At 59.1% G+C, this 20,336-nt stretch carries 18 protein-coding genes; 8 read left to right on the top strand and 10 right to left on the bottom strand.

The genetic code is table 11. The features are described 5' to 3' along the window. Genes HL45_RS15800 through HL45_RS15780 form a run of 5 tightly spaced genes read right to left on the bottom strand, consistent with a single transcriptional unit; the run spans position 1 to position 5,991 of the window. Positions 1-1,314 carry an ABC transporter ATP-binding protein gene (locus HL45_RS15800; RefSeq protein ID WP_049972162.1) on the bottom strand — a complete coding sequence of 438 codons (1,314 nt, stop codon included), beginning with the start codon at positions 1,312-1,314 and terminating at the stop codon, positions 1-3. Then, positions 1,311-2,369, bottom strand: coding sequence for an ABC transporter ATP-binding protein (locus HL45_RS15795; protein WP_049972161.1), 1,059 nt, complete (start codon positions 2,367-2,369; stop codon positions 1,311-1,313). The genes HL45_RS15800 and HL45_RS15795 overlap by 4 nt, the downstream gene beginning before the upstream one ends. Continuing rightward, a complete protein-coding gene (locus tag HL45_RS15790; RefSeq protein WP_049972160.1) occupies positions 2,366-3,364 on the bottom strand; it encodes an ABC transporter permease in 999 nt (332 codons plus the stop codon). Before HL45_RS15790 ends, HL45_RS15795 begins: the two co-directional genes overlap by 4 nt. Continuing rightward, positions 3,361-4,314, bottom strand: coding sequence for an ABC transporter permease (locus HL45_RS15785; protein WP_049972159.1), 954 nt, complete (start codon positions 4,312-4,314; stop codon positions 3,361-3,363). The genes HL45_RS15790 and HL45_RS15785 overlap by 4 nt, the downstream gene beginning before the upstream one ends. Further along, on the bottom strand, positions 4,315-5,991 hold the full coding sequence (locus tag HL45_RS15780; protein ID WP_049972158.1) for an ABC transporter substrate-binding protein: 1,677 nt from the start codon (positions 5,989-5,991) through the stop codon (positions 4,315-4,317). A gap of 163 nt (positions 5,992-6,154) precedes the next feature. Between HL45_RS15780 and HL45_RS15775 the strand changes: the two genes are divergently transcribed. Then, positions 6,155-6,880, top strand: coding sequence for a helix-turn-helix domain-containing protein (locus HL45_RS15775; protein ID WP_049972157.1), 726 nt, complete (start codon positions 6,155-6,157; stop codon positions 6,878-6,880). Here HL45_RS15775 and HL45_RS15770 read toward each other — a convergent pair. Further along, on the bottom strand, positions 6,836-8,023 hold the full coding sequence (locus HL45_RS15770; protein WP_084157053.1) for an MFS transporter: 1,188 nt from the start codon (positions 8,021-8,023) through the stop codon (positions 6,836-6,838). The two genes, HL45_RS15775 and HL45_RS15770, sit on opposite strands and share 45 nt — an antisense overlap. Positions 8,024-8,132: 109 nt before the next feature. Continuing rightward, positions 8,133-8,531: a DUF7344 domain-containing protein gene (locus HL45_RS15765; protein ID WP_144240107.1), complete on the bottom strand. Its 399-nt coding sequence runs from the start codon at positions 8,529-8,531 to the stop codon at positions 8,133-8,135. Positions 8,532-8,623: 92 nt separating this feature from the next. On the opposite strand from HL45_RS15765, the gene HL45_RS15760 reads away from it, so the two are divergent. The 3 genes from HL45_RS15760 to HL45_RS15750 all read left to right on the top strand — a co-directional run bounded on the left by HL45_RS15760 (position 8,624) and on the right by HL45_RS15750 (position 12,170). After that, complete coding sequence (locus tag HL45_RS15760) at positions 8,624-9,280, top strand: helix-turn-helix domain-containing protein (RefSeq protein ID WP_049972154.1); 657 nt, start codon at positions 8,624-8,626, stop codon at positions 9,278-9,280. Positions 9,281-9,399: 119 nt separating this feature from the next. Next, a complete protein-coding gene (locus tag HL45_RS15755) occupies positions 9,400-11,121 on the top strand; it encodes a thiamine pyrophosphate-binding protein (protein ID WP_049972153.1) in 1,722 nt (573 codons plus the stop codon). A gap of 83 nt (positions 11,122-11,204) precedes the next feature. Beyond that, positions 11,205-12,170, top strand: a complete 966-nt coding sequence (locus HL45_RS15750; protein WP_049972152.1) for an NAD-dependent epimerase/dehydratase family protein — start codon at positions 11,205-11,207, stop codon at positions 12,168-12,170. Positions 12,171-12,500: 330 nt separating this feature from the next. Here HL45_RS15750 and HL45_RS15745 read toward each other — a convergent pair whose 3' ends face one another. The 3 genes from HL45_RS15745 to HL45_RS15735 all read right to left on the bottom strand — a co-directional run bounded on the left by HL45_RS15745 (position 12,501) and on the right by HL45_RS15735 (position 15,297). Next, complete coding sequence (locus HL45_RS15745; protein WP_049972151.1) at positions 12,501-13,181, bottom strand: hypothetical protein; 681 nt, start codon at positions 13,179-13,181, stop codon at positions 12,501-12,503. A gap of 263 nt (positions 13,182-13,444) precedes the next feature. Next, a complete protein-coding gene (locus HL45_RS15740) occupies positions 13,445-14,041 on the bottom strand; it encodes an HD domain-containing protein (RefSeq protein WP_049972150.1) in 597 nt (198 codons plus the stop codon). A 545-nt stretch (positions 14,042-14,586) separates the two neighbouring features. Beyond that, positions 14,587-15,297: an EthD domain-containing protein gene (locus HL45_RS15735; protein ID WP_049972149.1), complete on the bottom strand. Its 711-nt coding sequence runs from the start codon at positions 15,295-15,297 to the stop codon at positions 14,587-14,589. 321 nt (positions 15,298-15,618) lie between these two features. On the opposite strand from HL45_RS15735, the gene HL45_RS15730 reads away from it, so the two are divergent. Genes HL45_RS15730 through HL45_RS15715 form a run of 4 tightly spaced genes read left to right on the top strand, consistent with a single transcriptional unit; the run spans position 15,619 to position 20,313 of the window. Then, entirely contained in the window at positions 15,619-16,869 is a 1,251-nt protein-coding gene (locus HL45_RS15730; RefSeq protein WP_084157041.1) for an ABC transporter substrate-binding protein, read from the top strand. A 1-nt stretch (position 16,870) separates the two neighbouring features. After that, positions 16,871-18,844: an ABC transporter permease gene (locus HL45_RS15725; RefSeq protein WP_049972148.1), complete on the top strand. Its 1,974-nt coding sequence runs from the start codon at positions 16,871-16,873 to the stop codon at positions 18,842-18,844. Beyond that, positions 18,844-19,596 (top strand): ABC transporter ATP-binding protein, encoded by a 753-nt coding sequence (locus tag HL45_RS15720; protein ID WP_049972147.1) that lies wholly within the window; start codon positions 18,844-18,846, stop codon positions 19,594-19,596. The genes HL45_RS15725 and HL45_RS15720 overlap by 1 nt, the downstream gene beginning before the upstream one ends. 3 nt (positions 19,597-19,599) lie before the next feature. After that, positions 19,600-20,313 (top strand): ABC transporter ATP-binding protein, encoded by a 714-nt coding sequence (locus HL45_RS15715; RefSeq protein WP_049972146.1) that lies wholly within the window; start codon positions 19,600-19,602, stop codon positions 20,311-20,313. Positions 20,314-20,336 lie beyond the last annotated feature (23 nt).

Genomic DNA, 20,336 nt, shown 5'->3' with positions numbered 1-20,336 from the left:
CTAATTTCCGGACTCGACGCGATGACAGGCTGCGATATGACCCTCATCAGCCGACACTGACTGCGGCGTTTCCCGCTCGCACGGCGAGGGAAAGGCCGTAGTTACGACATCCTCCGCCCGCTCGCGCTGTTCAGTTGCCAGCGCGTCTACAGCCTCCCAAACTGCATCCGCCGCGTTCGGCGGCAGGTCTGCCGGAGAGCAGGGAAGCAGCTGCTCTGCGAGATACGACGCGACGGTTTCGTCGTCGGTATTTTTGCCCTCCGCCGAAAGCCGAGTTTTGGCCGCGTCGGGGTCGAGTTCGCCCGACAAGACGCGGTTTCGGAACGTAAATGCGGCCCGGAAATTCTCCTCGGTTCCGGCCCACTCTTCCGGCGGAATCACCATCGGACAGCGCGTGTGGAACCGGCATCCGGATGGCGGGTTCAGCGGTGAGGGAACCGTTCCTTCGAGGATGATTCGCTCGTCGCGGTCGCCGGGGTCGATTCGCGGCACTGCCGATAGCAGTGATTTCGTGTAGGGGTGCTGTGGATTATCGTACAGTTCCTCGACGGGCGCGGTTTCCACGATTTTGCCGAGATACATCACCGCCACGCGGTCGGCAACATGGCGAACGACGCTCAAGTTGTGCGCGATGAAGACGAGCGACAGACCGAACTCGTCTTGCAGTTCGGAAAGTAGATTGAGGATTTGGGCCTGCACGGACACGTCCAGCGCGGAAACCGGTTCGTCGGCGATGATTAGTTCGGGTTCCAACGACAGCGCGCGAGCGATGCCGACGCGCTGTTGCTGGCCGCCCGAAAACTGGTTCGGGTAGCGGTCGATGTGGGCCGGTTTGAGGCCGACTCGCTGGAGTAGTTCTTTCGCGCGTTCCAGTCGTTCCTCGCTGTTTTCCCCGATTCCGTGAACCTCCATTGGTGCGGTGAGTATTTCGCCGACCGTCTGGCGCGGGTTCAGCGAGGCCAGCGGGTCTTGGAATATCATTTGGAGGTTTCTACGGAACGGGCGCATCTCGCCCGCCGACAGTTCGGAGATTTCCTCGTCGCGGTAGGTTACCGACCCCGCCGTCGCGTTGTGGAGGTTGAGAACCGTCCGACCGAGGGTCGATTTGCCACAGCCAGATTCGCCGACAATTGCGAGCGTTTCGCCCTCGTGAACCGTGAGGTCAACACCATCGACTGCTCGGACGCTCCCCGTGTCGCCGACCAATCTATCGAGGACGCCGCTGGACTGGTCGAAATGTTTTTTCAGTCCGCGCACGGTCAGGAGCGGTTCGCCGTCGGTTCGTTTTTTCTGTCTGGTCGTCTGCATGCTCATAATCGTTCCTCCTGTGGCCCGCGGCGGAGGCAGGCCGCGACGTGGCCGTCGTCTTTCGTTCCGTACTCCGCCGAACTTCCGACCGGTCTGAAATCAGGGTCGATTTCGTAACACTCCCGCGTCGCCTCCGGACAGCGCGGTGCAAAGTGGCACGCGAAGGGAATATCGATGAGGTCGGGGACGTTCCCCTCGATTGGTTGCAGTGCCTCGGTCGGTGCATCGAGTCGAGGCGTGCTGGCAATGAGTCCCTGCGTGTAGGGATGCTGTGGATTGCGGAACAGTTCTCCCGTCTCCGCACGCTCCACGATTTTTCCGGCGTACATCACGTTCACGCGGTCACAGACCTCCGCGACGACCGCGAGGTCGTGCGTGATGAGCAAAATTGCCGTGTCGAATGCGTCTTTCAAATCCCGGAGTTCGTCCAGAATCTGGGCCTGAATCGTTACGTCGAGCGCCGTCGTCGGTTCGTCCGCAATGAGCAAATCCGGTTCGGCGGCGAGCGCCATGGCAATCATCGCCCGCTGGCGCATGCCGCCCGAAAATTCGTGCGGAAAGTCGGTCGCCCGACTTTCCGGTTCCGGAATCTCGACGCTTTCTAACATCTCGATGGCCTTCCGCCACGCCTCGCCGTTTTTCGAGGAGCCGATGAGTTTGCGTTTGAGTTCGGCGGGGAGGCTAATCGACTCGCCGACTGGTTGGTGGAGGCGAACCATTTCCGCAATCTGCTCGCCGACGGTCAGCGTCGGGTTGAGGCTATTCATCGGGTCTTGGAACACCATGGAAATCGTCCCGCCGCGGATTTCCCTGCGCTCCGATTCGGGCAGTTCGAGCAGTGAATCCCCGTGTAGTCGGATGTCACCACCCGCGATTTCGCCCGGCTCTTCCACGATGCCCATGATTGTGTCAGCGAGGACGCTCTTTCCAGAGCCAGACTCGCCGACGAGACCGACGATTTCGCCGGGTTCGATTCGCAGGTCAACCTCGTTCACGGCGTCAACCGTTCCTCTCGGCGTCGGGAATCGAGTGTGCAGATTTTCGACTTCGAGGAGGCTCATCTGCTCTCTACCTCCCCTTCGCTCACGTCAAACACGTCGCGCAGGCCGTCGCCGAGCATGTTGAACGCGAGTACCGTCAGCATGATTGCGAGGCCGGGCATGACGCTAATCCACCACGCATCGCCGATGAACTGCCGTCCGTCCGAGAGGAGCAGGCCCCACGTCGGGGTCGTCGGCTTGACGCCGAGTCCGAGGAAGGACAGGCCAGCCTCCGCGAGGATTGCAAGCGGAATCATCAGCGTCGCCTGCACGATGAGCGGCGCGACCGCGTTCGGCAGGATTTCGCGGGTCATGATTCTGCGGTTGCTCATGCCGATTGCGCGGGCCGCCATGACGTACTCCTCCTCGCGGAGCGACAGCACCTCACCCCTGACGAGGCGGGCGAAATCGTCGATGTACGCGATACCGATTGCGATGACGACGTTCGTGACGCCCAACCCGCCGGAGAGGGCGATGATACCGACACCTAAGATAAGTTCGGGAAACGCCCACTGGAAGTCCACGTAGCGCATCAGCACGCTATCGACCCATCCGCCGTAGAATCCGGCGAGGAGGCCAATCGCCGTGCCGAGCGTGAACGCGACTGCCACCGTCGCAAGCGCAACGAGAAGGGAAACGCGCGCGCCGTAAATCATCCGCGAGAGGACGTCGTGGCCGAACGAATCGGTTCCGAGTGCATGCCAGACGCGTTCAGTTCCGGGGTCGTCATCATAGTTTCCTTCCGAATAGCTGTTTGGCTCCTGCATGAAGCCGAACGTGGCTTCCGGGTCGTGGGGTGCGACGTAGGGTGCGAACACCGCCGTAAAGATGAACAGGACGACGACGATGGCCCCGAACAGGGCCATCTTGTCTTCCAGTATGCCCTCGACGACTCGCTGTCGGGTGGTTTTGTGTTCTTCGTACTGTTCTTCCTCCTGATATTCGGGTGGAACGTCGGACGGCCCGGGTTCGGCGGGCGTGTTCGGGCCGACGCCTGGTTCAGTGTGTTCCGTCATTGTGAGCCTCCGTAGCCGATGCGCGGGTCGATAACCGTGTAGATAAGGTCAACCGCGAGGTTCGTGAACACCATCACGGCGGCGACGATGAGGATGACCGCTTGCGTCACCGGGTAGTTTCTGTCGAGCATCGAATCGACGAGCAGTCGCCCGAGACCTTGGATGCCGAAGACCAGTTCGACCGTGACACTGCCGACCAAAACCAGTGCGAGTTGGATACCTGCGACGGTAATCACGGGAATCATCGCGTTCTGGAGCGCGTGTTTGTACAGCAGCACGCGGTTACTGACGCCTTTCGCGCGGGCAGTTCGAATGTACGGCTTGGTCAGCACTTCCAGTAGCGACGAGCGCATCATCCGCATCACGACCGCGGCGTATGGCAATCCGACCGCGATTCCGGGGAGCAGGATGCGCTCGAACCACGGCACGAAGCCCTCGCTCAGTGGGGTATAGCCGTACACCGGAAGCACGCTGAACCAGACGCCAAACACCAACGCCAGCAGGATGCCGACGAAGAAGGCTGGCATGGAGACGCCAAGGAACGCCGCCACCGTGGCGACGTAATCGACACCTTCGCCCTTGCGAGTCGCGCTGATGATACCGGTCGGGACCGCAATGCCGAGGCCGACGATGATGGCGAGGATACCTATCGAAAGTGTTCTCGGCGCGGCTTGTCCCATCAAGGTTGTAACGGATTGACCGGTGCTGAGGCTTTGGCCGAAGTTCAGTGTGGCCATGTCCAACAGCCAGTCGAAATACTGCACGTAAAGCGGCCTATCGAGGCCGAGTTCGGCGCGGAGGGCGGCCACGGCCTGCGGCGTGGCCTCCTGTCCGAGCATGGTTCGAACCGGGCCGCCCGGAATCATGCGGAGGCCGAAAAACACCGTGGTTGCAACGAGCCACATGATGAAGCCAGCGTGAACTACCCGTTTTGCGACGTACTGGCGCATCTACTCCTCGACCCACGTTGTGTGGAAGTTACGCAAGAAGGGGATGTGGGTGAAACCCTTCATGGTGGAGCGTTTCGCGGCGATGTCGTTCTGGTGCATCAGGTAGGCGTGTGGAACCTGCTTGATGAGGTGGTCTTCTAACTCGTGAAGCGCCTGTTTACGTTTCTCGCGATCTAACGCCGTGCGCTGTTTCGAAAGCAGGTCGTGGGCTTTTTGATTCTCGAAGTTCACCCAGTTCCAGACGCCGCCGTCGTCCGGTTTGCGGTAGAAGTTCCAGAGCGACTGGTCGGGGTCTGGGTCGCCGACACTGCCGCTGATGGTCGTGTCGTAATCGCCGGTTTCATAGCGCTCCCAGTAGGTCGAACTGGTCACCTGTTCGATGCTGACGTCGAACCCGGCTTTGTTCAACTGCTGGCGCATCGCCTTCGCGGCGCGAAGGCTACTTTGGTCAGTGAGGATGTGGAACGACGCCCCTTCCGCACCGGCCTCTCGGAGGAGTTGTTTCCCGGCCTCGGGGTCGTACTGCTGGTCGGTCGGTTTGTCGTCGCGCCAGACCCAGTTGGTCGCCTTGTTGATAGGCCCGGTGTCGGGGAGCGCGTTGCCGAAGTAGGCCGCGTTCACAAAGGCCTCGTTGTCGATGGATTTGGCGATACCCATGCGGGCTTTCTGCGAACTGAACGGCTCTCTGCGCTGGTTCATGGCGAAGCCATACCAGTTGATACCCGGCGCGTCGAGTTTTTCGACGCCGTTCGCTTGCTCCACCTTCGAGACGTTCTGGAGCGGAATGAGGTTCGCAAAGTCGATGTCGCCGCTCCGGAGCGCGTTCACGAGGGTCGCGGGTTCCGGAATCGGCCTGATGTCGATGCCGTCCAAGTAGGGAAGCGCGTTGCCTTCGCTGTCCGTTTCGAAGTACTCTTCGAAGGCATCGAGAGTGACGCCGGAACCGATTTCGTGTTCCGTCACTTTGAACGGGCCGGTACCGACCGGTTTCGTTTTGTACGCTTCCGCGCCCATCTCCTCGATTGCATCCTTGCAGACGATTGTCGCCGCGCGACCGGGGCCTCGCGTGAGGTAGATGAGGGCGGGAGCCATCGGTTCCGCAAAGTTGAGTTCGACCGTGTAGTCGTCTTGGACGACGACGCCGTCGTCGTCCAGCGGTTTGAGCGATTCCAACTTCGAGGCCGCGGGTGCTTCCTCGGAAATCGTTCGGTTGATGGTGTACTCCACGTCCTCGGCGGTGAAATCCGACCCGTCGTGGAATTTCACGCCCTCGCGGAGGTTGAACGTGAACTTCGTTCCGTCGTCGCTGACCGTCCAGTCCTTTGCGAGGTCGCCGCGAATCGTGAGGTCTTGTTTCAGCGTGACGAGGCCGTTAAACACGTTTGCGGCCACTTGAAAATACTGTCCGACGCTGATGAACGGCGGATCTAACACGTCGATACTGCCGGTGAACCAACCGGCGCTGAGTCGGCCACCGCGCTGACCCTCCGAGGGGACGCCGGTCGTTCCGTCGCCGTTTCCGCTCCCGTCACCACTGCCGCCACCGCCATCGCCACCGTCACCGGTACAACCGGCCAAACTGGTGATACCTGCCGCGCCGAGGAGTTTCATCGTCGTCCGGCGGTCGACCACCGGCCCGCTCACGTCTTCGTCCGAGATTTTGCCACTAGTTCCCATAGTACATTGGTACACACAAGCAAACCCACTTCGTTATACACCCGAATATATCCGCATTCCAAAATTGTCGGATGAATTTGCGATACAACAATAGTATAATCAGTTACTATTTTAACTATCTCAATGCGAAGCTTCACTTCGTTCGGTTTCGTAAACTACGCGCATGCGAGAAGTGACGCTCCGGATTCGCCACCACGGCGAACCCGAGAGCGACATCAGCGCCGACTATCCAACAATTACGATTCGCTCCGTCTCCTCGATGACTGGAAGTGCTGCCGAGCGAAAACGCATCATCGAGCTAACCGGCCCGGAATCCGCCATCGCTGGATTCCTCGATGAGTTCGCCGCCGCACCGGCAGTGTTGAAAGTGGATCCGTTGACGCCACTCGACGTTCCCCGCGTCCTCGTGGCCGTCACCATCGACAGCTATCAGTGGGACAGCATTTCACAGCGGTTGACCGATTTGGGCGTCCACTACCGAACTGGGGCAACCATCACGGCGGGGTGGGAGCAGTGGACGCTATTTTTGGATGAATCCGATGATTTGAACGAAATCGTCGTCTCGCTCGAACGAGCAGGCAACGACACCGACCTCGTCAGGAATGTCGAAGTTGACCAAGTAGGAGAACAAGAACAGTTGGAGTTCTCCCGCGTGCTGTCCGAACTAACCCAAAGACAGCGCGAGGTGCTCGGAACGGCCATCGGACTCGGCTACTATCGCCCGAAAAAGGAGACGAGTATCGAGGACATCGCCGACACAGTCGGGATAGCATCGACGACGGCGTGGGAGCATCTCGCCCGTGCGGAGGGGAAAGTGATGGACGAAGTTGGAAAGCATCTCGCCTCAACTGGCGCTCGGGCCTCTGAACGCCAGCAGAGTTCCGAGTAGGGACGCCACGACTGCGAATCCAGCAAGGACGGCGAAGAGCACGGTCGAGGAGAAGTACTGGAGAACGACGCCAGCGATTGTCGCGCCGAGCGCGCCGACACCGAAGACACCGAGATAGGTGTAGCCGTAGGAAATCCCGCGTGCTTCGGGTGGCGTGTACTCTGCAACGGTCGCCTGATAGAGCGGTTGCACGACGAACAGACAAAATCCGAGGACGAAACTGACCGCGAGCAGTGGCGCGAGTCCGGCGTTCGAGGCGGGCACGAACACGAGTGCGATGACCGCCAGCAGTCCGAACGCCACCGCGATTGCGCGGGCGTTCTCGACCCTGTCGGTCAGTTTGCCGCCGACGTACTGTCCAGCCATTCCGACAGTCAGCAGACCGGCGTAGAGGTATCGTGCCGGTTCCAGCGATTCCCCGGCGAAATCGACAGGAGCGAACATCGGCAGGTCACCGAGCAGGTCGGGGAGGAACGTCAGTACGCCGCGGTAGTACAGTCCGGACATCATGACGACGCCGAAAACGGCGATGAACCATCCGGCGAACAGGGTTCGGGACGTGCCGAGGAAGTCGGAAAGGGAGGAAACCCCGCCGTCGGCGCGGGTTTCCTGTCCCTCGACCGCCGCGGATTCGTCGATGTCGGTTCGAAACGCGAGAAACGCCGCGATGAGGGCTGGAACCGCAAGGATTCCGACGACGGTTCGCCAGTCGAACGCGAGCAAGAGGAGCGTCGTCGCCAAGGGGCCGAAGGCGATGCCGAAGTTTCCGGCCATGCCGTGATAGGCGAACGCGCTTCCGCGTTCGCTGACGCCTTTGCTCAACAATGCGAGTCCGGCGGGATGGTAGACGCTGGCCGAAAGCCCCCACAACACGAGCGCCAACGCGACCACTGGGAGCGTTGGCGACACCGAGAGCAGGAGGAACGACCCGGCCATCCCGAACAGACAGAGGACGATGAGGCTACGCGAGCCGTAGGAATCGGAGAGGACACCCCCCGGGAGTGCCCCGAGTCCGAACAGTGCGTAGCCGACGCCCACGACGATACCCAGCGTTCCCGTCGTGGTGCCGAACTCCGACAGCCAGACGGTGAGGAAGATGGGAAAGGAGAGTTCGTAGGTGTGAACCATCGCATGTGCGAGCATTGCGAGTCCGACGATGGTTCGGTCGTTACTGTTCACAGTGGGTGTTGGTTCGGTATCGGTTATAAAAGGTCGCCCGAATCGAATCGGGGGCACGCCCAAATTACCGGTTCTATCCTGAAATCCGGCGGTTTTCCATCATCCAGTCAGCGAGGTTGTCAACGGGAAACTCCCCGTATCGCGTCGTCTTACTTTCCATATCGTATTCGATGATACCGAAATCAGCCAGTTTCGGCAGATGAGTGTGATGAAGCGCGATTGCGATACGGTCGTGGCGTGTCGCCGCTGTCTCGTCTACCGTCACGTCAACGTTCGGCGTTCCCGATACGAACTGACCGACGAGTTCCTCGAACGAAAATATCTCGTCGTCCGATTCGACCATGTAGACACACAGGCGACGCCGCCGTTCATTGCTGAGAATTTCAAACAACTTGTTGATTGTCTTCGTCTCGATGTTCACGTTCTCTCTCCATCCTCTATCACTCTCGCAGGCGGAATAACGAATCTGCATCAATATTCGTAGTCTTTTTAACCCTTCACTGTCAATTGTTAACAGAGGACACCGGATAGCAATCTCCGGAGATAAAAGCTGGGGAGATTAGAATGATACTCGTCGAATTTCGGCTCGATTATCCGGTTTTGCGGGATGCGTTAAGCCGTGCTCCCAAAATGAAGCTTACGTGGGAGCAATCGGATCGAACCGATGAAGGCCGACACAAACTTCTGTTCTGGACGGAAGGCGGCAATTTCAAGGCGTTCGAGGACGCGCTCGAAGAAGACTCTACCGTCACAACTCCATCCCGAACGATCGAACTTGGCGAACAGCGGTTGTACCAGACCAAATTGAAAGAAGAAGCACGACGAACGAGTATCTATCCTCTCTTGGTCAACGAAGCGAGTATTTTACAACGAGTTACCGCGACGCACGACGGATGGGAGTTCCGCGCGGCGTTTCCCGACAGGAAAGCATTTAGCCGGTTTCGTGATTTCTGCCGAGAGCACGAAATAGGATTGGTCGTCCACCGCTTTTACGAGGAGCGAGAACATCCCGACACGCCCCGGTTTGGACTAACTGGCGTACAACGAGAGACGCTGATTATGGCCGTCGAATGCGGGTATCTGGAAATTCCGCGAAAGAGTTCGCTCGCGGATTTGAGCGACGAGTTCGACATCTCCGAAACGGCGGCGTCGGAACGGTTCCGCCGTGGAGTGAAAACGCTCATCGAGTGTACGGTGTATTCCGACAACGAACAGTCCTAATCACGAAACGCGGTAGCCAGAAGTCCACACCGGAAACGCGGCGCGGCGTGAGGATAGAATAGTATCCAACCGTCGTAACCGACAGAACAAAGAGACGGGAGTGGATGGCTTCGACTAGCATGACAGGTGTTGACGACACCGACGGGGAAACGACGAGCGAATCGCTGGTTTCCGTACTCGAATCGCTGGGCGTAGAGTACGTTTTCGGCTACCCCGGCGGACGAGTTATCGAACTGCTAGACGACCTCCCAGAATCAAGCGTGGACGTCGTCCGACCCCGCGACGAACGCGAGGGAAGCGTTATGGCCGAGATGTACGGTCGCCTGCACGGGAAACCTGCGGTTCTCGCCGGACAGGGGCCGTGGATTGGAAGCCTCGGCGTCATCGGACAGATGGAGGCCCGACTCGCCTCCTCGCCGATGGTCGTCCTGACCGAGGCGAGCGAGCGCGGCGATTACTCCACACTCGCACCGTACCAGCAGTCCCGCGGCGACTACGGCGGCCTCTCGCTGCCGAAAATTCTGGACGGCGTGACGAAAGAACACTGGTTCCCAAGAACGCCGACCGAAACCCTTCGGAGCGTGCAGTTGGCGTTCAAACACGCGACGGCGGGTCGGTCGGGACCAACGGCCGTCATTTTGGACGGGAACGCGATTACCGACGACGTGCCGAGCGACCCGGTGCCGCCGGTGTGGGACAGCAAAGAGCAAGTCAAAAATTGGGAGTCGAAACCGACCGACGGCGACGTAGCGAAAGCGAAGGAGGCGCTCGAATCCGCCGAACGTCCAGTCATCGTCGCCGGAAACGGCGTTCACTCCGCGAACGCCTACGACCAACTCGAATCCGTCGCGGAGGACTACGATGCAGTGGTCGCAACGTCCTATCTGGGCAAGTCCACGATTCCGGAAACCCACGACCTCGCGACGGGTGTCATCGGGTCGTTCGGTCACGAAGGTGCGAATCAGGTGGTTAGCGAGGCCGACACCCTCCTCGTCGTCGGGTGTCGGATGAACCCGATGGACACGAACTGGCAGGCGTCGTCGTTCATCCGCCCGGACGAGCAGACCATCATTCACGCCGACATCGACACCCGAAACGCGGGGTGGGTGTACCCCGCCGACGTAGGACTGATTGGGGATGCAAAAGAGAGCCTTCAGGCCCTTTCTGACGCCGGAAGCGCGAGCAACGACTGGGCACAGAAGCGCGCCGAGAAGGCGCGCGAATCCTTTTTCACCGAGAAATGCGAGAGCGACGCCTCGCCCATCAAACCACAGCGCGCAGTCAAGGAAATCGAGGCGTTGGTTGACGAGGACACCATCGTCACGGCTGACTCCGGCAACAACCGATTCTGGCTGTTGAACTACTTGCAGACGCCCGGCATTCGCACCTACTTCGGCAGTGGCGGCGTGGGCGGAATGGGCTGGTCTGCCCCCGCCGCGGTGAGCGCCGCCATTTCGACCGACAAGGACGTTATCAGCGTGGCTGGCGACGGCGGGTTCACGATGACGATGACCAGCGTTGAGGTTGCCGTCGAATACGGCGTTGCTCCGACGTTCGTCGTGCTGAACGACACCAGTCTCGGCATGGTGCGCCAGATGCAAGAAGAAGACGGCGACATTGCGGGGGTCGAGTTCCACGACACCGACTTCGTGAAAGTGGCGGAGGGCTTCGGTGCCGATGGAACCCGCGCGACGACGCCGGACGAACTGGCCGACGCGCTACGGGAAGGAAAGGAAAGCGACCTACCCTTTGTCATCGACGCGCGAATCGACCGCGAGGAGGACATGGCCGAGCAGTTGCAGTCCTCTTTCTACGCCGAGGTCGGCGGACTGCACGAGTGATATTGAAAATAGTCATATCGACAGGCAGCGGTTCCTGACAACGGGAAGAAAACCTTTTCCTCTCACCCCGTGACTGAAAAATCATGGCGCAAAGCGAGACGGTACTCGTCACTGGTGGGACTGGCTTCATCGGGTCGTACACGGCAAAAGACCTCGTGGAACACGGCCACGACGTGGTCGCATACGACCTTTCGACCGACACGCGCATTCTGGAGAAACTCGGTGTCGCCGACGACGTGGAAGTCCGTCGCGGCGACCTCTCCGACCCGACGGACGTGATTCGAGCGGTAAAAGAAACCGGGGCGACGCGAATCGTTCACCTCGCGGCGCTCCTCACGACCACGGCGCGCGAGAACCCGCGGCTCGCAATCGACGTGAACGTGCAGGGAACGAACAACGTGTTCGAGGCGGCGCGAACCCTCTCCGACCAAGTCGAGCGCGTGGCGTGGGCATCCAGCGCGGCGGCGTTCGCTCCGCCAGCAAACTACGACAACGGCTGGGTTACGGAAGACGACCTCGTCTACCCCGACACGCTCTACGGCGCGACGAAGGAGTTCAACGAACATCAGGCGAAGGTGTACTTCGAGGATTACGGCCTCTCGCACGTCGCCCTGCGGCCGACGGTTGCCTATGGTCCCTACCGCGAAACCGGTGGCTCTGCGTTCCTCGCCAACATCATCGAAAAACCCGCGCTCGGCGAATCGTTCAGCGTGGAGTACGGCGACCAAGTCATCGACTGGCAACACGTCGAGGACATCGCGCAGGCGTTCCGCCTCGCGGCATTCGCACCCGAGAAGGACATCGAACAGCGTGTCTACAACGTTCGCGGAACCGTGGCCACGATTCGAGAGGCCGCGGAAACGGTCGAGAAAATCATGCCCGACGCTGATTTGGAGGTCTCCGACGAAGGCGAACTGCCGTGGACCCAAAAACTCGACATGACCGCGATTCAAGAAGAGTTGGGCTACGACCCGCAGTACGACTTGGAAAGCGGCTTCCGGAAGTACATCAACGTCCTTCGGGAGGAGAACGGACTGGAAGCGGTCTGAACCGGCGGATAATCGGAGACGCTGCCGCTTTTTTGAGATTGTAGAGATACGGTAAATTCGAGTACGAGGCTGCCGTTGGAGATTGTGGAAATCAGTTTAGAAACCCATCTGGGAATATATCTGGAAATATATCTGGAAACCTGTGTAGATAGCTGTCTGGAAAACTGTTGCGAGAAGAATCGAAATGGGGTGACGATTAGCTGGCGATTCGACTCAATCGGGTCGGTCGCGTTATTGAATTTGTACAACCCACTAGCACTCGATGGAGCGGTTATAAACCGAGAAATGGGAAAGCAGCACACAACAAACAGTTTCGTTCGGTTGTTGTACTTATTGACAGTTGCAGTTGGTTCCCTGTTGATAGCAGTTCGTTCCGTAAATTCCTTCGTCACAGCACTGTTCTTCGATTTCGGTGTAGACGGCGTGGCACTGCGGGTTACTACTACCCGGATTGAGGCAGAACCAGTCACACTCGTCATTGGTACAACTCGTTTCCGTCCAACAAACGACTTCACCCTGCGTGCTGACATCCTTCGTCGGGTCAACGACGGTTTGTGTTTCGTCGGCTTTTGAATAAACGACTGCATAGCTTCGGTCGAGTTGCGGTTGAACGTAAAGACCGATTCCGTAATCGTCCGTATCTTTCGAAATCATGATGTGTGCAGTCGTTTTTCCATCCTTCCGGAACGCAGTCACTCCGGTACCTTCTTCTTCATCTCTGGCGCTCAAGCGAGCACCTTCGGGTGCTTCACCGAGGTCGAACTCGTCCACGGAAGCAGTCGAGATGTATCCCGCTTCCGCGAGTTGCGTGATGACATCTCTCGTTCGTTCTTCGACGGTAGAGCGGAGTGTTGCCGAGGTGTACCGAGCTTTGAGTGTCTGTACCTCGTCCTTCGCAACTTTTCGCCCGGACTGTGCAGAACCGACACCGGCACCGCCGACGGCAGTAGCCGCGATACCTAGTGATTTGAGAACGGAGCGTCGATTGATTCTGTCATTACTGTTTGACATCTTCGATTCGAAGTGTTCTTATAGATATATAATATTTTCGTTTTCGATATTAATTTATAAAATATATATTTTAATATACTTCTGATTAGAAATAATTGGTGAAATGTTCAGTCGGGAAAATACAGCTAAAGTCACAATATAAAATTTCTATGAAGTATACATATATTGCCATCCGGGTAGCTTATCAGAAATAGACGTACCGTTCAACTGAGGACTGTTGTGCGGAATGACACTGTCCAAGTTCGTCCTCACCGACGAAAACGTTACTTCTGCGTCTGGCTGTACTCCTTCACCCACTCTTTCAGCGTAATCCCCATCGCGGACTGGGTAATCGCGTTCGAACTCGCCGAGTTCGCGCTTTTGACCAGTTCGGCTTCAAGGGTGCGCTTTGGAACCTCGCCGAGGAAATGCGGAATCGCGCGCTGAACCGCGAGCGGGCATCCGACTTCGTGGGCCAATGCGTACCCGGAAATCGAGTGCGGAATTTCATCGCTCGCGTAGGTCTGGTCGGGCGAGAGCAGGGTTTCGTCGTCCACGAAATCGACGTATTCGTAGCACTTGCCGACGTCGTGGAGCAGACACGCCGCGATGATAACGTCCTCGTCGGGGTCGGCACCGTGAAAATCGCGCTGTTCTTCAGCGGCACGCATGGCGATTCGGGTGACTCCGCGGACGTGTTCGACGTTCGTCACCTCGTGGATGTTCCACGCGTAGGGGATGTCGGCGATGTCTTTCCACCCGCCGCGTTCAAGGCCCAACGTCCATGCCTCGATGACTTGCTCTCGCAGTTCGTCGTCCTCGATGGACTGAAGTTCGGGATAGGCGTCTTCGACCTGTTCGCGGTAGTTTGGAGTGGTCATATCCTGTTGTTTGTGGGCCGGTACCTAATGGTTCGTGCATTCGAGGAGAGGTGGAATAGAATGATTGCGATGGAATCGAGAACTGTGGTATAGAACCGTGTTTGTGAGACTGCTGGTAACAAATCACAACTCCAATGAAACCGCACCGTCCCGCAACCAACCACAGACCTCCCCAACCGACTCATGCGCTCACTTCGTTCGCGCAATCGTCCCTCGCGCGAAAACTGGCAGGCCCGAGGACATTTCGTCCGAGGGCCTGCCGACGCGCGCGCCAGTGGGTTTGTGAAGATGCAGGTGCTATTTGATTTTCATTGTGGCGCGCGAAGGCGACGGTAGTCGCCCGCGCGAGGGATGACTGACTGAGCGGAGCGAAGAAAGGAATCGGTTGGGGAGGATGTGGCTGTCGCGGTGCGGATGCGGTTATTTGTTGACGTGATTTGCCACCAAGATATTAGGAATTAGTCAATTATTTCGATGAAAATTCGACCGGAGTGGGCGACTACTAACGATGCACAAAGAAAACGCCCGGGCGAAAAACCTAGTCGCTACTCTTTCTGAACGGTTTCTTTGCCGATAAACCGCGGCCTGTCCTCCAGCGCGAGGAAGTTGTTCACGTCTTCGCGGGCCTCTTTCGCCTTGCCTTTGTCCGGGTCGTAATCCCGAGAACCTTCACTTCCGAGCGCGTCGTGCAGCGCGTCCAAATCCTCGAAGTAGAGTTCCGCGATGCCGTCGAATTCGGATTCTTCGGGTGTTACCGGAAGCACGGTATCGTACTTCACGACGCCGTCGATTTCGCGGGCGATTTCGGTGTGATTGGTCTGCCAGTACTCCACAAACTCCTCGTGGGACATCCCCTCCTGCCGGACGAGGAAGGCGGAGTGTTTGTACAAGCCGTCGGTGTCGCCATCGACTTCGTCTTTCTGCGTGACGACTTCGCCGATGAATCGCGGGCGTTCTTCCAGTGCGAGGAAGTTGTCTACGTCCTCGCGGGCCTCTTTCGCCTTGCCTTTGTCTGGGTCGTAGTCGCGCGAGCCTTCGCTCCCCAGCGCGTCGTGCAGCGCGTCCAAATCCTCGAAGTAGAGTTCGGCGAGGCCGTCGAACTCGGCGGCGTCGGGCGTGACGGGGAGAACGGTCGAATATTTCGTGACGCCCTCGATTTCGCGGGCAATTTTCGTGTGATTGTTCTGCCAGTAATCCACGAACTCGTCGTGCGTCATCCCGTCCTTGCGAACCAGCAACGCGACGTGTTTGTACATACCACCCGAAGGCAGGATTCGACGTGTGATAAAACACGCGAAGTATGTCGATTCGAGTGAACGTAGGCGATGGGAGAACGAACTGTGGCGTGAACGTAGACGGTGAAACGGACATCGGTGTGAAAACTGACACCGTCGTATCCGATGTTTGACGGAAGAAAACAACGCGGAGAAACGATAGCAACACCAAACAGCGGCAGAGAACACAATATCCGAACTATCTCGAATCCGAGTAAAAGCAATAGGACAATTCTGTTCACATGAAAACAGTCAATCAATTATATACAATCATTTATTATCCACCCCTTGTTCCTTGTTGCCATGGCGGATAGAAATCCGGGGCAGGAGAACAGATTCGAAACGACTCGCCGCGCCGTGTTGGGTGCGGTCGGGGCGGGGGGACTCGCAGGTGTCGCTGGCTGTCTCGGCGACATCGGTGGTGGGGGAGGCGGCGACGACACGGTAAAATACGGGATGCTCAACCCGATGACGGGGCCGTATGCCGGACTCGCCGAGGAACAGCGGAAGGGTGCGGAACTAGCGGTGGAAAAGGTAAACGAGAGCGACGACTACGATTTCACCATCGACGCAGAATACGGCGACACCGAGGCAAACCCCGAAGTTGGCCGTCAAGAAGCCCAACGGATGGTCGAACAGCACGGCGCGTCGTTCATGATGGGTGCGATTTCGAGTTCCGTTGCATTGGGACTCAACGAGTTCGCAAGCGAAGAAAGCGTCATCTACTCCCCCGGTGCGGCGGCCATTCCGATTACGGGCGAAAACTGCAACGAATACGTGTTCCGAAGTGAGACGAACACGGCACAAATCGCAGAAGCCTGTTCGGAATGGACGCTCAACAACCTCGGAAGCAACGTCTGGTTCCACATCGCGGATTACGCTTACGGGCAATCGGTGCTTCGGGAATGGCGCTCGCGGATGGAAGATTCGAGCGCGAACTTTTCGGAAGCGGGCGTCACGCGGGCACAACTCGGCGCGAAAAATTTCGATTCGTTCATCAGTCAGATGAAAAACTCCGACGCCGACGTGGTCGTCGTCGGTTCAACCGGCGGCGACCTCATCGAGTTCCTCAATCAGGCGAGCGCGCAGGGACTCACGGGCCAAAAAGAAATCATGACCACGACGGGGTCGTTCCAAGTCGTTCGCGGCGCACTCGGCGAGAAAGCCGACGGCATCTACAGCGGAACGCGATACGTGCCGCAACTCGACTCCGGCACGAACCAAGCGTTCGTTGATGCCTACACGAGCGCGAACGAGGGCGAACCCGGAAGCTTCGCACGAGTCGCCTACGACTCCATCACGATGGTCGCAAACGGTATTAAAGAGGCCGGAAGCACCGACCCGGACGACGTCGTCGAGACGCTTCCCGGGCTAACGATGCCATCGCTGCTCGGCGAAAACGAGTTCCGGAGCTGTGACCACCAAGCGAAAAACCCGGTCTGGGTCGGACAGAACGTCTACAACGGTGGCAACATGGCCGACGTGGAACTCATCACCGAGGTCAACGGCGACGATGCCATCCCGGCCTGCGACCAAACCGGCTGTCAGCTCTGATATGGCGGGAGCAGTTCTCGAACAACTACTAAACGGTCTCACAATCGGGGCGGTGTACGTCCTGTTGGCTGCAGGTCTTTCCATCATCTTCGGCGTGATGGACGTCATCAACTTCGCTCACGGCGAGTTCTTCGCGCTGGGCGCGTACCTCGCGTTCGCCATCGTCGCCGCCGGTTCCGGCGGCGCGATATTCTGGGTCGCGCTCCTCGTTGCGCCGCTCCTCGTCGCACTCATCGCGACGGTCATCGAACGCGGTACCATCCGACCGCTGTACGGCAGAAATCCGCTGTATCACATCCTGCTCACGTTCGGATTGGTGCTCATCTTCAAAGACACCATCTCGTTCATCTGGAGCGACAACCCGAGGCAGTTCGCACAGCCACCCCTGCTTCGAGGCCCGATGGACGTGCTCGGCTTCAGCTACTCGAAGTACAGCTTCTTCATCATCGCCGTCGGCGTCGTGATGGCCGTCGGAACGTGGCTCCTGTTGAATCGCACCCGATTCGGACTCGTCGTCCGCGCGGGTGCACAAGACCGAGAGATGGTTCGTCACCTCGGCATCGACATCGACCGCTACTACACGCTCGTCTTCGCCTTCGGCGCGTTCCTCGCGGCGCTCGCCGGAATCGTCCTCGGGGCGAAACAAAGCGTCAACCCCGGAATGGGCAACTCCGTCATCATCCCCGCCTTCGTCATCGTCGTTCTCGGTGGCTTGGGCAGTTTCCGCGGTGCGGTCATCGGCGGCTTCGGCGTCGGCATCATCGAGACGTTCTTCCGAAGTCCGCCGTTCGGACTCGACGCGGTGCTTCCGAACCTCGAAGGGCTGGTCGTCTTCTTGCTGATGATTGGCGTCCTGCTCGTCCGACCGCAGGGCTTGTTCGGAAGCCCCGAATGGGAGGCGGAGGGCGGTGGCGGCAAACTGCTGACCGGCGGTGGCGGCGGCGTGCTGGACGACCAAACCCGATTCCGACTCGGCGCGGCCGTGGTCGGTCTGCTCGCGCTCGCACCCCTCGGAATCGGGGTGCTCTACACCTCGTACGAGGTCAATTCGCTTCTGCTTACCATCCTCGTCTGGGCGCTGTTCGCGCTCAGCCTCGACTTCGTGATGGGCTACGCCGGACTCGTCTCGCTCGGCCACGTCCTCTTTTTCGGACTGGGAGCCTACGGTACGGTTCTCACGGTCGAAAACGGGATGCCATCGGTCTTCGTCGCGCTCGGGGTCGGAATCATCGTCGCGGCAGTCGCCGCGTGGGTCGTCGGCCACCTCTCGATTCGCGTTTCGGGCGTCTACTTCTCGATGATTACCCTCGGCTTCGCGGAGTTGTTCTTCCAACTCGCGCGAAAAGCGGACTTCACCGGCGGTAGTGACGGCCTGTTCGGCTTCGACCCAGTGTACGGCCTCATGGGCGGGCCGGAAGTCGGCGACGTCGCCTTACTCGGCGACATCGAGTTGTTCTACTACTTCGTGCTCGCCGCCGTCATCGGGTCGTATCTGTTCGCCCGACGGATGATGAACGCGCCGTTCGGAAGCGTATTACAGGGCATCCGCGAGAGCGAGGAACGCGCCTCGTTCATCGGCTACGACGTGACCGCCTACAAACGGCGGGCGTTCGTCATCAGCGGCGGCCTCGCGGGACTCGCCGGAGGACTGTTGGCAATTCACACCGGCGGGGCATCGCCGTCTGTTCTCGCGTGGATAAAATCCGGCGAGGTCATCGTGATGACCATCCTCGGCGGAATGGGAACCCTGTACGGGCCAATGGTCGGCGCAGGTGTCTTCTTCGGTCTGCGAGAAGTCCTCCAATCGTTCACCGCGCAGTGGCAGGGCGTCCTCGGACTCATTTTCGTCCTGTTCGTCATCTACGTCCCGCAGGGCCTCGTTTCGGTTCCCGGGATGTTCTCCCGGTACACGAATCAGGAGGCTGGCGGCGGCCCGGAACCGGTCGCTGACGCCGACTCGGAGGTGGGCAACTGATGGCGCTGCTCGAAACCGAGAATCTGACCCGTCAGTTCGGCGAACTCGTCGCAACGGACAACGTGAATCTCGCCGTCGAAGCGGGCGAGTTCCGGAGCGTCATCGGCCCGAACGGGGCGGGAAAGACGACGCTGTTCAACCTGATTACCGGCGCGCTCTTTCCGACCTCGGGACGAGTCATATTCGCGGACGAGGAAGTGTCGACCCTGCCGCCGCACGAGCGCGTTCGGCGCGGAATCGGGCGGTCGTTCCAAATCACGACCGTCTTCGGCGGCCTTTCGGTTCGGGAGAACGTCCGACTTTCCGCACAGGCGGTAGCCGGAGAGTCGATTACGGCGGGCAGTCAGATGTTCCGCCCGGCGGACAGTTTCCCCGAAATCAACGAGCGCGTCGAGGACGTGCTTTCCCAAATCGGACTCGGGACGCGGGCGGACGAACAGGCTGCTGCGCTCGCCTACGGCGACCGCCGCAGACTGGAAATCGGGTTGGTTCTGGCGACCGACCCGCAGGTCGTCCTACTGGACGAACCCACTGCCGGAATGAGCGTGGAGGAGACGCAAGCGACGATGGCACTCATCGACGAGGTGCTGGCCGACAGGACGCTCCTGCTCATCGAACACGACATCGACCTCGTCATGAACGTCTCCGACCGAATCACGGTGTTGAATCGCGGGCGGGAACTGGCCACGGGAACGCCGCAGGAAGTCGCGGAAAACGACGAGGTGCAAAAAGCGTACCTCGGAGGTGTGTGAATCATGCTCTCAATCGAAAATCTACGCGCGGGCTACGGCGAAACGGAAGTACTGTCTGGCGTCTCGCTCGACGTTCCGGAGGGCGAAGTCGTCGCGCTTATCGGGCGAAACGGCGTCGGGAAGACGACGACGCTTCGAAGCATCACGGGCGCGCTTCCACCGACGGCGGGAACGATTCGGTTCGACGGCGAGGACATCGCCGGACTCTCGCCGGTCGAAACCGTCAAGCGCGGTGTCGCGCTGGTGCCCGAAGAACGCCGGGTGTTCCCCGGTCTATCGGTGCGGGAAAATCTCGCCGTCGGAAGCCTCGGCGGCGGCGACGCCACGCACCGAAAAACGGTCGAAGAGGTGCTGTCTGCTGGCGCGTTCGAAAATCTACAGGAGCGCCAAAACAGCCGCGGCACCGACCTCTCGGGCGGTGAACAACAGATGCTCTCCATCGCTCGGGCGCTGGTCTGCGGTGCGGAGTTGCTCATGCTGGACGAACCGACAGAGGGGCTTGCACCCCTCATCGTGGAACGAGTCGAAGCCCTCATTCGCAACCTGAACGAAGAAGGAATCACGGTACTGCTCGTGGAGCAGAACGTCGCCGTCGCGCTTTCCTTGGCGGACAGGGTGTATCTGCTAGACCAAGGCAAAATCGTCTTCGAGGGAACGCCCGAGGAGTTGGAAGCAGACGAAAAGCTGATGAACAAACACCTCGGAATCAGCGTATAGCGGTCGTTTTCGAGTTCTTCTTT

The sequence above is a fragment of the Haladaptatus cibarius D43 genome (genome assembly GCF_000710615.1).
In the GTDB taxonomy this organism is placed as follows: domain Archaea; phylum Halobacteriota; class Halobacteria; order Halobacteriales; family Haladaptataceae; genus Haladaptatus; species Haladaptatus cibarius.
Note: the sequence above shows the minus strand (reverse complement) of the source record. Positions and strands in the feature narration are given on the sequence as shown.